Below are 12,212 nucleotides of genomic sequence, written 5' to 3' on the forward strand. Positions count from 1 at the left end.
TTTTAATTATAAATATATTGGACACTTTTCAGAATATAATCTACTCTCTCCCTTGGTGGATATACTTTGCATTTGCCATTTTTTATAGATCCTACAAAATTCCACACTACCTTAAACTTGATAATAAGAATCTGCCTAAGATCAAAAAAGACATTTTGAATTATGGAATTCAACAATTATTAGTAGTTGGATTTTATTTTTTATCTACCTCGAATATGGATGTGAAGAATTTTGGCCTATTCAAATATTATTCTTTAATATTTATCCCGGGAAGCATCACAATTCTAATGCTAAGTGGATATATAATTGATAAAATGATAATGAAAATAAAATAGAAATTAATTCACAAATTGTTTTATACAGACATTTAAGATATTGCCACACACAATTTTACCATCCATCAAAATATTAAAAACTATTTATGATTAGAGATTTTTTTCGACTAAATGGTAAAAAAATAAAAAATTGGTTACTGCTTATCGTCATATTATTTTCGATAATGATGGCAATAATTTACAGTTTTGCCAAAATACCACAGGAACAGTCAACCTTTAAAAGCCTTTTAATTGCAGCTGTATTTGTTGTCACCATTACCTTGCTTATCTTCTTTTTATTTATCATTATTTGGATGACTAACCAAAAAAGAAGAAACAAAGCATTAACCCATTTCCCCTTTAATCAACTTACTTCTATCGGTTTTCAATCTTATGAAATCAATAAAAATAAAATTTATGATTTCACTAACATAATCCTATTAAATAGAATAAATGATTATCAAGTAATCGTCGATGTAAACCAAAACACTCCTAATAATATTGATTTTCAAATCCTATTTGAGAATAAAAATCCTAAATCTGACAATTACATAAAATGGAAAAAAGTTTTTAACAACGATAAAATCCTATCAGCTAAACTCTCTTTTAATATCAAAAAAAATCGTCTCAAAAGTATCGACGAATTAAATAGAGAATTAATTAAAATAACTAATCAACTTAAAAGAGAGAATTTCAAACCCTACATTGAACATCGTCAGGATTAACAAATTAGAATTTAAGAAACTACATTTCTCTTTATCGATAATCTCTCCACCCAGACTCGGCTGTTCGGAGTTTAACGTAAGTGTAACTTCAGACTTTTGAAGAAATGAAGGGATTTAATCTCTGCAATAAAACCCCTTACTTTCCATCAAATTTTCCATTCTCAATCAAAACCATATCTTTGTTATTTCATCCAACCAACATCAGTACCATGAAAATAGTAGACCTTTCCAAACCTATAAAATACAATAAAAACGACCCCTGGTTTATGAAGGTCAAAATCAAGCACAAACCGCATAGCAAAGCGAAGTGGTTGATCAGATTACTAGGTCTGCCTTTCAGGCTATTTCCAAAAAATTTTACCGGATGGGCTGATGACACCATTCAAAAAATGGGTATCCATTCCACCACTCACATCGATGCACCATGGCACTACTCTCCTACTGTTAATGGTGAAAAGGCTAAGACAATTGACGAAATACCACTCGAATGGTGCTATGGCGAAGGACTCGTCATCGATATGAAACACAAAAAAGACTTCGACCCCATCACTGTGGAAGACATAAAAACTTTTCTTGATAAAAATGACCTGGCAATAAAACCCGGAATGATCGTTCTTATCAAAACCGGCAGGGATAAATTCAATGGCACCAAAGATTTTCATAAAAAAGGAACAGGAATGAGTGCCGCAGCCACAGCATGGCTGATCGACCAGGGCATTAAGGTAATGGGTATCGATGCCTGGGGATGGGATCTACCTCTTCCATACATGATCAAAAAGGCAAAGGAAACCAATGATCCCGATCTTTTCTGGGAAGCCCACCTGGTAGGCCAGGATAAGGAATATTGCCATATGGAACAACTTGTAAATCTCGATGCTCTACCCTATACTGGTTTCAAAGTATCGGTTTTCCCATTAAAGATCGTCGGTGCTTCGGGTGCCCCGGCAAGAGTTGTGGCTATTTTTGAATAAATTGAATCGTCATTCTGTTTTACTAACAACATGAAATACATTTTACTTTTTCTTACCTGCATCTTTTCAGTGCTCACTGTATCGGCTCAAATCAATCCTGCTGATTCTTCTGTCCAGGTAATCAGCTACTGGAATCTTAACGAAACTCAGTACTACACGATCCATGAGGAAAGAATGACGCTAAAAGACGGTGATACATCTTCTTACCTGATCATCAAGTACGATGTAGCAATTTCAGTGATCGATTCATCTGAATCTGCTTACCTCATGTCGTGGAACTTTGAAAATGTTGAAAGCGGACCTGGTAATAAGGAAAACAAAATTCATGACTCAATGATGAAAGGCCTGACATTTAAATATTATACAGATGAATACGGTAAGCTAAGAAAGCTGATCAACACCAAAGAAGTTAAGGCTAACCTGATCAAAAAGGTTGATTCACTTGAAAAAATGAATGATATAGCCCTGTCTTACCAGGCTCTGTCGGATAGAATAGAAAAAAACACCCGTGAAAAGATCAATCAGTTTCATGAATTCCACGGCTCAGAGCTTATCTACAAAGAATCCTATGAATTTGAAGCCGAACTTTTAGGCTTCCACACTCTGGAAGAGGAAGAAGCCCAGGTCACTACCTATGTATGGCTTGATGATGTCGATCTGGAAGATTACACTTACATATTACAAAAAGAACAACAAGCGAATGAGGAACTAATCAAGAAAATATTTACCCAGAACTCTGATCAGCAACCCGTTTATTCCACCTGGACAGCTTCGAGAATTCACGATTCGGGATGGGTAATTTATTCTGTCAGGGAGATCGAGCAAAAGACATCCGAATACATCAAATCAGAAAAAACCATTATCGAACTCGACTAAGAATACTGGTTTAAAACACTCATTATCAGTATCCGACATTTTTGATTTTGTAACTAATAACCGTATATTATTTACTAAAAAGATCATGTCCCTACCTGATAGAAACAACCAATATAGCTTTGATGAGTACCTGCAATGGCGCGATAAATTTAATTACTATACTGATGACCACTTTTTACAGAAAGTGCTTAAGCATTTCGCAGGAACAGACTGGGAAGATGCGGATAAGGAAGCCCGTAATATATCTCAAAAGGTATCCTATCGGTGGAGAGACCTGTCTGAAAGAATCTCAAAACCGGAAAAACGTCCCTTCTTAACTCATTATGATGCTTACCATAACAGAATTGACCGGATCGTAAGGCCTCATGAAGTGGAAGAAATGGAAAAGGAGGTCTATGGAGAAAAACTTTTTTCTGATGACCAATCCGATTGGGTACGACTGATCAAAATGATGTTGATCTATGAAAATGGCGAATCATGCATTGCTTGCCCGGTAACTTGTACCGAAGGACTGGTCGAGCTATTAAACAAGTTTGCTGATTCACCGGAAACCAAAAGAATTTTACAACATTGCAAAGAAGGTATCGATGGAGAACTCGGTATCGGTGCACAATACATTTCAGAAAAGCAAGGTGGTTCTGATATCCCGGCTAACAAGGTTGAAGCTGTAAAAGAAGATGGTCAGTGGAAGCTTTACGGATCTAAGTTCTTTTGTTCTGCCACCCATGCAGATTATGTGGTGGTAACGGCCAAACCACGTGGAGAGGAGAAGGTTGCGGTATTTGTAATGCCTTCCTGGTTACCCGGTGATAAGGAAAAAGAAAAAAGAAATGGTTTCACAATAGACCGTATTAAAGATAAAATGGGAACAAGGGAACTCACTACCTGCGAAATAACTTTGGATGGTGCAGTAGCCTATCCTGTCGGTCCGATGGACCGAGGCCTGGCCAATGTGGTTGAGATTGTACTCACATACTCCAGGTTAACCGTCGGACTTTCATCGGCTGCATATATGGTCAGGGCAGTAAGAGAAGCCGTAAAATATAGTGAGTTTCGCGAAGCTTTCGGAATGCCTGTCAGTGAATTCCCTTTGGTCAAAGCTCAGACGAGAAAGCTAGAGCACTTTGCAAAGCGAACCACAGCAGGAGCTTTCAAGCTTTATAATGAATTTCTGGAAATAAAAGAGAAATCAAATTCAGGTAAACAACTCTCGATAGAAGATAAAAAGAAAAAGTTCAGAACCAGGGAATTGATCATGCTTCAGAAGATCACCGGTACTCAGGATTGTACTAATGTGATCAGGGAAGCCATGTCGTTTTTTGGTGGCCACGGAGTAATGGAAGATTTTTCTGCTTTGCCCCGGCTATTCAGAGATTCAGTCATCAACGAATTATGGGAAGGACCAAGAAATGTATTACTGACCCAGATATTCAATGACCTGAAAAGAGCACAGGAATGGTATCCGGCAAGTGAGTTTATCAATGACCTCCTACAACATTCTCCGGATAAAATTAAAAATGAGTTTTCCCGGAAAATTGAATCTTTTATGACTGTTTCATCTCTTATATCTAATGATGAATCGATCGTTGAAACAGCAGCAAACTGGGATAAGTTCTGCGAGGATCTTTTTCATCAATACCAGGATTTGGCATTAAAAGAAGTTAACAAGTAAAATCACATCAATAAAGACAAAATACCCATTTACTATCTAAAATCACTTAAAAAATAGATTCAAAACAGGACTGTCATACACTGTCAATTTAAAATTTTTAGTTTCTTAAGAATTCCATCACATCACATAATTTTCGATTATTAGAAAAGATATTTGCTTTTTATATAACTTTTAACTTATAATTGCACGAGCCAATAGGTTATTACAGATGATATTTTTTAAAAAAATAACCTTGTTTTGACAAAACATGTCATAGGCTTGGAGTAGAAAAAATTAATTTTTAGATTCGAAACCTCAACCATTCCAGATTCTACTTCATTTTTTAATTTTAATAGTAATGTGATGTTCCAGATAGATATAGAAAGTAACAAGATCGAAGATCTGAAATCGATTGCGACAACCCTGAGCCTTGATAAAAAACTACTTATCTCAGGAGATCAAATTGTAATAGAAGAAAAAGACCTTTCGATTCCAACTATTCTATTAGGTTCTGTCCTTTTATTTGCTCCGTGGATATGGTTATTCACTAGTTCTAATCCGGATGTGTTGATCGTATTAATGATTTCATTGTTTACAATATTAGACTTATGGGTCATTCTAAATAATATACTTTCTGACAGACGGGTAACTATCGATCTGAATACCAAAAACATTATTATTGAGAGAAAAAACACAGTTGGCGGCTTGATAAAACCAAAAACAGTCATCAGTTTTTCAGAGTTCGGCACAATTAAAAAAGAAGCTAAGAGTTACGAAGCTAAAAGGCCGGTTTTCAGACTTTACATGAATACAGAAAATCATAATTTCGGATTGATCAATGTACCCGGCGATAATGAGTCTGACAAGGTTAAATCTCTTTTGAAAGAAATCATTAGAAACAGCTAAACTCCTTAAAATTTTAAAATTCTATGCCCTAAAGGTTTACCAGGTAAAAAATCTTTCCTTGTTTTGCGGATATTTTTGGTAAAAAGAACGCTTAACAATGAATTGCCGGGTAGTAAAAAAGGATATAAACGATCTAAAGCCAACAAATGTCCTTCCTCAGACCTCCTTTTGGGGTAAGGTAAAAAATGACCAGGGATTTTTGCCTGCGGGATTTGAACTCACCGTTTCAAAAGACCTGATCAATTCTTTAGAAGAAAATATAACATATACCAATGACGATCTACTCATCCTGATCAAATACCTTGATGCCGATCATTGTTTCGCTTATGTTCCCTACGGACCAAAAATCGAACCTGAATTTGAAAACCACGGTACTTTCCTGGAAGAATTGTCAGAAATAATCAAAGATCACCTCCCATCGAACTGTGTATTCATCAGATACGACCTCCTTTGGCAAAATCAATGGTCGCAAGAAGAAGATTACTATGATGAAAATGGTAACTGGACAGGTCCTCCATCTGAATATATCCAGGAAATGCGTTTGAATTACAATACTCAAAACTGGAATCTTCGCAAAAGCCCCGGTGACATCCTGCCAATGAACACCTTTTTCCTGGATCTCAAGAAAGACAATGATGAACTTCTCAGAGGGATGAGATATCATACAAGGAACAGGATCAAAAAGGCGGGTAAAAAAGGAATTGAAGTCCGGGAATACGGATCTGAAAGAATCGACGACTGGTTCAAGTTGTATACAGAAACTGCAATCAGGAGCAACCTGCCACAGCAAAACCCTGCATATTTTGAGCAAATCTGGAAAAAGCAGGATGAAAGCCAGCAGGGAGTGAAAGTAAAGCTACTCATGGCAGAGCACGAGGGCAATCCGCTTTCGTCTATGTTTCTCGCCCTTTCTAAGAAAAGAGGAACTTATCTTTTCGGAGCATCAACCGCCATGCAGAATCAGATGCCTGCAAGTTATGCCCTGCAGTGGAAAGCTATCCAGATAGCCAAAGAACACGGATGCTCGGAATACGATATGTTCGGTTCGGCCCCCAATCTGGATCAGAGTCACCCATTAAGCGGTGTCCACCGATTCAAAAAAGGTTTCGGAGGTGAACTTTACCATCGAATGGGATGCTGGGATTATGTTTTTGATCAAAGCTCCTACCAAAGTGTACGAATAGTGGAAAGTAGCCAAAAGAATTAAAATAAAATATCTTTATTATAAATTCAGGTTTTCATTTTAAGGACAACTATATTTAGTTTTCTAGCAAAAATTTCAAAATGAAAACCTGGCTACAGCCCGTTACCCTTAATGGGAATCTGGTAAAACTAATTCCCCTTACTATAGACCATGCAAAAGACCTGGTCAATGCCTCATCCGATGGTCAGCTTTATAATCTGAGATATGCCAGCATACCTTCGGAGGAAACTGTTAATGAGTATATAGAAAAAGCTTTAACTGATCAGGATCAAAGCTTAGCTCTGCCTTTCGCTATAGTTGAGAAAAAAAGCAATAAAATAATCGGGTCCACCAGGTTGTATGATGCTAAGCCAGACTATCAGAGAGTTTCACTGGGTTATACCTGGTATTCACAAAGCCATCAGCGAACCGGCGTAAATACCGAATGTAAATATTTAATTCTCTAACATGCATTTGAATCATTAAATGCAATTGCAGTAGAGTTTAAAACCGATTGGTATAATTTCAGGTCACGTAATGCTATATTACGATTAGGTGCAAAACAAGACGGTGTACTTCGAAATGACCGAATAAATAAAGATGGCAGTTATCGGGATACCGTGATCTTTTCAATTATTGAATCTGAATGGCCAGCTGTGAAAGCAAACCTCGAATATAAAATGAATTCTTATTGAGATAATAATGACTAAAGATACCCCCATACTTGAAACTAAGAGACTGATTTTAAGTAAGCCACAAGAATCAGATGTTTCCGATATTGTCCTGGAAGCAAATAATAAAAAAATCGAAGCTCAAACCCTGAATATACCTTTTCCCTATACTCAAAAAGATGCAGAAAATTGGTTGAGTCAAATAAACGAAGGGTATAATAAGGGAGATCACATAGCATTTAAAATTCTATCAAAAAAGGATAAGTCATTTATGGGAGTGATCGGATTAAAAATAGCTCAACGATTCGACCATGCGGAAATGGGATATTGGATTGGGGAAAAATTCTGGGGAAAGGGATATATTACAGAATCGATCGGAGCAGTTCTTGAATATGGATTTGATCAGTTAAACCTTCATAAGATCTTTGCCCACTACATGGAGGGAAATCCAGCCTCGGGAAAGGTAATGGAAAAGAACGGAATGATCAAAGAGGCGATTCTAAAAGATCACGTTAAAAAAGGTGGCGAATATAAATCAATCATTCAATACAGATTAACAAAAAAGGAATACCATGAGTCTAAAAAATAATCTTAAATACAACTATGCGTAATAAGTTAATTCTATCATTTTTTATTCTTCTTAAATTCCTCATTCAATACTTTGCTATCCATCCGGTGTATGAATTACATCGGGACGAGTATTTACATCTTGATCAGGGCTTGCATTTAGACTGGGGGTATCTTTCCCTCCCTCCTTTCACATCGTGGATTTCAGCAATTATTTTTTTCCTCGGTAATGGGGAATTCTGGGTAAAGTTTTTTCCGGCTTTATTCGGAGCCTTAACACTCTATTTTACGTGGAAGATCATTGAAACACTGGGAGGAAATCTCTTTGCCTGCGTATTAGGAGCGCTTGCTATTTTGTTTTCAGTCCTCGTCCGTATTAACACCCTTTACCAGCCGAATTCCCTGGATTTTTTATTCTGGACCGTTTCTTACTATTTCGTAATCAAATACATTCTTAGTAATGAAAATAAATGGTTGTATTTCCTGGCTCTGTCTTTAGGGTTTGGATTTCTCAACAAATACAACATAGCCTTTTTACTACTTGGCCTTATTCCGGCATTTATTGTTACTCCGGAAAGAAAAGTTTTCAGGAATAAACATCTGTATTATGCTATCGGGTTAGCCTTGATCATCATTAGCCCTAACCTAATTTGGCAATACCAAAATTCATTTCCGGTCATCTATCACCTCAACCAACTTGCTTCTGTACAGTTGGTTAATGTCAGTATTACAGATTTTATTTTCAGCCAGTTTCTTTTCTTTTTTAGTTCTATATTTGTCATTCTGGCCGGACTGTATGCAACCATCTTTTTTCCACTTTTCACTAAAATACGAGTAATATTATGGTCGTTTATTTTCACCATAGGTTTGTTTATATTCTTCAGTGCCAAAAGCTATTATACCATTGGTTTATATCCGGTATTAATCGGGATAGGTAGTGTCTACCTGGAAAAGATCACATTGAGTAAATGGAAATTCTATTTAAGGCCGGCGATGGTGATTATTGTAATAGCTTTGGCCATTCCGGTATTGAATTATGCCCTTCCAATTTACAGTCCCGAGACAATCATGAACAACTCAGAAAAATATAAAGAATTAGGGTTATTAAGATGGGAAGATGGCCGGGACCACCATTTACCCCAGGATTTTGCTGACATGCTGGGATGGAAAGAAATGGCATCAAAAACAGATGAGGCTTATAAACTTATTGATGATCCTGAACACACCATTGTGCTGTGTGATAATTATGGTGAGGCCGGAGCGGTTAACTACTATTCATCCATTCCGGATATTGAAGCAGTAACATTTCATGCTGATTATGTGAACTGGTTTCCTCTGGAAAATAAAATAAAGCACGTCATACTAGTAAAGCCCCGAAACGATGAAGATCCTGACCGAAGTCGTGAAAGAGCATTCTTTGAAGAAGTCTTTGTTTCGGGAGAGGTAGAAAACGAAATGGCCAGGGAGTATGGTACTAAAATCTGGGTACTTAAAAATGCCTCGGTTGATATAAATGAAATTTTAAAAGAAGAAATAAAAAAAGAATTGAATGAACGGAGACAATAAGTTGCTATAAAATTAGTCCTGATTTATTCTGGAGATCAAAGAAAATATTAACCATCAAATTATAAGCGATCAATTTAAGTATTCTGTCAAGGATAATTACATAATAGTCACAGATCAGGACAACTGTATCAAGACAATTAAATTCTGAGTATAAAACACCAATAATTCAGAAAACAATTGTGCTGAAAATGAGGTTAATGAATTAATTTAGAAAGTGTTACAGTTTAAAAACTGTAAAAACTTTACTATCGACCATTAACCTTATCACCATGCTCACTGAAAATGATAAAATAAATATTATCAGGGAATACATTGCAGGGTATAACGAATACAATGTCGATAAAATGCTTAAGCATGTTTCCAACAACATACATTTCATGAATATTACCCGGGATCTGATTACTCTGAATATCCAGGGTAAAAAAGATTTCAGATCAGTGACGGAAAAATCAAAATCGATGTTCAAAAAAAGAAAGCAGGAAATTGATGGCGTCTCATTTCAAAACGATGCTGTGGAGATCGCGGTAAAATACTCTGCATTTTTCGGTGATGGCTTTTCCAATCAAATATCAAACGGAAAAAAGCTTAAGTTAAAAGGGAAGTCCGTGTTTAAATTCAATAAAAATGAAATCATTGAAATTCAGGATATCATATATCCCTGACTGATCAGAAAACAGGACTAAGTATATGAATAAGCTCTTTGCCTATGGTACTCTCCTTGAAGTTCCTATCCAGGAAAAGCTTTTTTCCAGAATATTAAAAGGCAAAAAAGACAGTTTAACAGGTTTCAGAAAATCTAATATCCATTGTCTTGAAAATATTGACGGTGAAGAAATCTATTCCACCTACCCGGCGATCTCCAAATCAGGTTCTAATAATGAGGTATTAGAAGGCTATCTATATGAACTTACTGATAAAGAACTGAAAATAGCCGATAAATATGAAGGATTAGAGTATCAGAGAATATCCATATTAACAAATAATGGTCATCAGGCGTATGTTTACATAAAAAAACCCGATTAATTATATAATATCATAGTCTATTGACGAATCAGGCATTTTTTTTGCGGATAATAATTTAAAAAAAGCCGTCATGAATAAATTCAACTTCTTCCTATTAGTACCTTTTATTGGAATATTATTTTCTTGCGATAATAATGATAAAATAATTCCTCCGAACAATAATTGCGATAAGGAATTAATAATGAGTAAAGATTTGTACGAAAATGCCCCATCAGATCCGCTGACAATCGAATCAACGGAGCTAAATGGGAATTGCCTTACTATAAATTTCTATGCAGGCGGTTGTGATGGTTCTACATGGAAATATGAATTAATCGGTGATCCCAGATCAATTCTAGAAGGCCCTGTACATCATAATATCAGACTTTCTTTAGAAGATAACGAACTGTGTGAGGCAATTATAAGAAAAGAAGTGTCTTTTGATCTGAATCCTGCCCTGAGTTCTGAAAATTTAGTCATTCTTACCTTAACCAATAATGATGAAGAAATAGTATATGATCTAAATAAATAGTACAATGATCGATTAATCTTTTTTCAAATCTGAATCTTCCAGTTCAAATATCTCGTTGACAGAAACTTCAAAGACATCAGAGATTTTTAAGGCCAGTACAGTCGAAGGCACATACTTGCCCAGTTCCATGGCATTAATAGTCTGCCTGCTAACATTAACAAGCTTTGCTAAATCAGCCTGAGTAATATTCTTTTTAGCTCGTTCAACCTTTATACTATTTTTCATGCCCCAGGGATTTTTTTAGTTTCATTAATTCCCAATTAAATCTGATTATAAAAAAGATCAGAATAGTAAACATATTGAAGATCATAACCCAAAAAAAGAAAAGTCATAAACAAAGACAATTGCTACTAATAGAACAGCATAATTTACATATGTTGCCCATACCAGGGAATTTAATCTGATTTTTGATATATACTCATCCTCATTTTTTTCTTTCGAAAATGCGACAAATAAACCACCAACAATTATTAAAATCCCACACAGTTCATCCAAGAAGTTACTTTCTACAATGCCTATTAATGCTTTCCTGGAATTAACGAAGTCATCGATAAAAATAGCCGGCAAATGTAAGTCCAGCCATTCCGGTTTAAAATCAAATGCAAGCACAAGAAAGCCAAGAATGCAGGAAGGTAGAAAAATAAACCATCCGATTCTTTTATATTGATGAGGTAACAAATAAGATATATTCATAATTGTAAAAATTAATTTTTCTTAAAAGTAAAATACTTCATTCATAATGACAAGTATTTTTTACATTTAGTATGGAATTTATTACTTAAATAAATTGATTATATTTAGATCTTAATTAATAAACTATAAAATGAGCAAGCCCACTATTTTAGGATTACGAACTTCCATTTACAAAGTGCCAGACCTCAATAAAGGAAAAGAATGGTACAGTAAGGCATTTAAAACAACTCCCTATTTTGATGAAGATTTCTACGTCGGATTTAACATAGGGGGATATGAACTGGGATTACTTCCCGGAAATAATGAAGGGTACCCTGCAGTTGACAATGTTATGACATATTGGGGTGTAAATGACATACAGGCAGAATATGATCATATGTTAAAATCCGGAGCAACAGAACATGAAAAACCTACTTCTGTTGGCGGAGAACTGATGGTTGCATCTGTTAGAGATCCATGGAAAAATGTAATTGGATTAATCTACAATCCGGAGTTCAAGACTGAATAGACAACCCTAACATTCTGATTAACAGAAAATTAATACTTATTTCTATT

General features: G+C 35.6%; 15 protein-coding genes. 13 read left to right on the plus strand and 2 right to left on the minus strand.

The window, feature by feature from the left end; translation table 11 throughout:
* The first annotated feature begins 421 nt into the window (after positions 1–421).
* From DCC35_RS13170 to DCC35_RS13225, 12 genes are all read left to right on the plus strand, one after another.
* On the plus strand, positions 422–1,039 hold the full coding sequence (locus DCC35_RS13170; RefSeq protein ID WP_137091244.1) for a hypothetical protein: 618 nt from the start codon (positions 422–424) through the stop codon (positions 1,037–1,039).
* Between the two features lie 209 nt (positions 1,040–1,248).
* Positions 1,249–2,010 carry a cyclase family protein gene (locus DCC35_RS13175; protein WP_137091245.1) on the plus strand — a complete coding sequence of 254 codons (762 nt, stop codon included), beginning with the start codon at positions 1,249–1,251 and terminating at the stop codon, positions 2,008–2,010.
* Between the two features lie 30 nt (positions 2,011–2,040).
* Positions 2,041–2,886, plus strand: a complete 846-nt coding sequence (locus tag DCC35_RS13180; RefSeq protein WP_137091246.1) for a hypothetical protein — start codon at positions 2,041–2,043, stop codon at positions 2,884–2,886.
* A gap of 85 nt (positions 2,887–2,971) precedes the next feature.
* The gene (locus DCC35_RS13185; protein WP_137091247.1) at positions 2,972–4,558 is read left to right on the plus strand and encodes an acyl-CoA dehydrogenase family protein; all 1,587 of its coding nucleotides are present in this window, start codon (positions 2,972–2,974) and stop codon (positions 4,556–4,558) included.
* Positions 4,559–4,900: 342 nt separating this feature from the next.
* The gene (locus DCC35_RS13190) at positions 4,901–5,443 is read left to right on the plus strand and encodes a hypothetical protein (protein WP_137091248.1); all 543 of its coding nucleotides are present in this window, start codon (positions 4,901–4,903) and stop codon (positions 5,441–5,443) included.
* 97 nt (positions 5,444–5,540) lie between these two features.
* Entirely contained in the window at positions 5,541–6,650 is a 1,110-nt protein-coding gene (locus DCC35_RS13195; RefSeq protein ID WP_137091249.1) for a lipid II:glycine glycyltransferase FemX, read from the plus strand.
* A 77-nt stretch (positions 6,651–6,727) separates the two neighbouring features.
* Positions 6,728–7,093, plus strand: coding sequence for a GNAT family N-acetyltransferase (locus tag DCC35_RS20975; RefSeq protein WP_217495840.1), 366 nt, complete (start codon positions 6,728–6,730; stop codon positions 7,091–7,093).
* Positions 7,094–7,328: 235 nt separating this feature from the next.
* The gene (locus DCC35_RS13205) at positions 7,329–7,886 is read left to right on the plus strand and encodes a GNAT family N-acetyltransferase (RefSeq protein ID WP_137091250.1); all 558 of its coding nucleotides are present in this window, start codon (positions 7,329–7,331) and stop codon (positions 7,884–7,886) included.
* 14 nt (positions 7,887–7,900) lie between these two features.
* Entirely contained in the window at positions 7,901–9,430 is a 1,530-nt protein-coding gene (locus tag DCC35_RS13210) for a glycosyltransferase family 39 protein (protein ID WP_137091251.1), read from the plus strand.
* Between the two features lie 269 nt (positions 9,431–9,699).
* On the plus strand, positions 9,700–10,092 hold the full coding sequence (locus tag DCC35_RS13215) for a nuclear transport factor 2 family protein (protein ID WP_137091252.1): 393 nt from the start codon (positions 9,700–9,702) through the stop codon (positions 10,090–10,092).
* 25 nt (positions 10,093–10,117) lie between these two features.
* Positions 10,118–10,453 carry a gamma-glutamylcyclotransferase family protein gene (locus DCC35_RS13220; RefSeq protein ID WP_137091253.1) on the plus strand — a complete coding sequence of 112 codons (336 nt, stop codon included), beginning with the start codon at positions 10,118–10,120 and terminating at the stop codon, positions 10,451–10,453.
* Positions 10,454–10,523: 70 nt separating this feature from the next.
* Complete coding sequence (locus tag DCC35_RS13225) at positions 10,524–10,964, plus strand: hypothetical protein (RefSeq protein WP_137091254.1); 441 nt, start codon at positions 10,524–10,526, stop codon at positions 10,962–10,964.
* A gap of 12 nt (positions 10,965–10,976) precedes the next feature.
* Here the strand turns inward: DCC35_RS13225 and DCC35_RS13230 are convergent, their stop codons facing one another.
* Both DCC35_RS13230 and DCC35_RS13235 read right to left on the minus strand, forming a co-directional pair.
* Entirely contained in the window at positions 10,977–11,189 is a 213-nt protein-coding gene (locus DCC35_RS13230; protein ID WP_137091255.1) for a helix-turn-helix transcriptional regulator, read from the minus strand.
* 81 nt (positions 11,190–11,270) lie between these two features.
* Positions 11,271–11,657 (minus strand): hypothetical protein, encoded by a 387-nt coding sequence (locus DCC35_RS13235; RefSeq protein ID WP_217495841.1) that lies wholly within the window; start codon positions 11,655–11,657, stop codon positions 11,271–11,273.
* Between the two features lie 130 nt (positions 11,658–11,787).
* Here DCC35_RS13235 and DCC35_RS13240 point away from each other — a divergent pair, with 130 nt between their 5' ends.
* Entirely contained in the window at positions 11,788–12,165 is a 378-nt protein-coding gene (locus DCC35_RS13240; protein WP_137091256.1) for a VOC family protein, read from the plus strand.
* Positions 12,166–12,212: the final 47 nt, after the last annotated feature.

The sequence above is a fragment of the Mangrovivirga cuniculi genome (assembly GCF_005166025.1).
Taxonomy (GTDB): Bacteria; Bacteroidota; Bacteroidia; order Cytophagales; family Cyclobacteriaceae; genus Mangrovivirga; species Mangrovivirga cuniculi.

Excerpts from the sequence above, each read along its gene's own strand:
- DCC35_RS13170 (WP_137091244.1), top strand. The coding sequence starts at position 422 with ATGATTAGAGATTTTTTTCGACTAAATGGTAAAAAAATAAAAAATTGG.
- DCC35_RS13175 (WP_137091245.1), top strand. The coding sequence starts at position 1,249 with ATGAAAATAGTAGACCTTTCCAAACCTATAAAATACAATAAAAACGAC.
- DCC35_RS13180 (WP_137091246.1), top strand. The coding sequence starts at position 2,041 with ATGAAATACATTTTACTTTTTCTTACCTGCATCTTTTCAGTGCTCACT.
- DCC35_RS13185 (WP_137091247.1), top strand. The coding sequence starts at position 2,972 with ATGTCCCTACCTGATAGAAACAACCAATATAGCTTTGATGAGTACCTG.
- DCC35_RS13190 (WP_137091248.1), top strand. The coding sequence starts at position 4,901 with ATGTTCCAGATAGATATAGAAAGTAACAAGATCGAAGATCTGAAATCG.
- DCC35_RS13195 (WP_137091249.1), top strand. The coding sequence starts at position 5,541 with ATGAATTGCCGGGTAGTAAAAAAGGATATAAACGATCTAAAGCCAACA.
- DCC35_RS20975 (WP_217495840.1), top strand. The coding sequence starts at position 6,728 with ATGAAAACCTGGCTACAGCCCGTTACCCTTAATGGGAATCTGGTAAAA.
- DCC35_RS13205 (WP_137091250.1), top strand. The coding sequence starts at position 7,329 with ATGACTAAAGATACCCCCATACTTGAAACTAAGAGACTGATTTTAAGT.
- DCC35_RS13210 (WP_137091251.1), top strand. The coding sequence starts at position 7,901 with ATGCGTAATAAGTTAATTCTATCATTTTTTATTCTTCTTAAATTCCTC.
- DCC35_RS13215 (WP_137091252.1), top strand. The coding sequence starts at position 9,700 with ATGCTCACTGAAAATGATAAAATAAATATTATCAGGGAATACATTGCA.
- DCC35_RS13220 (WP_137091253.1), top strand. The coding sequence starts at position 10,118 with ATGAATAAGCTCTTTGCCTATGGTACTCTCCTTGAAGTTCCTATCCAG.
- DCC35_RS13225 (WP_137091254.1), top strand. The coding sequence starts at position 10,524 with ATGAATAAATTCAACTTCTTCCTATTAGTACCTTTTATTGGAATATTA.
- DCC35_RS13230 (WP_137091255.1), bottom strand. The coding sequence starts at position 11,189 with ATGAAAAATAGTATAAAGGTTGAACGAGCTAAAAAGAATATTACTCAG.
- DCC35_RS13235 (WP_217495841.1), bottom strand. The coding sequence starts at position 11,657 with ATGAATATATCTTATTTGTTACCTCATCAATATAAAAGAATCGGATGG.
- DCC35_RS13240 (WP_137091256.1), top strand. The coding sequence starts at position 11,788 with ATGAGCAAGCCCACTATTTTAGGATTACGAACTTCCATTTACAAAGTG.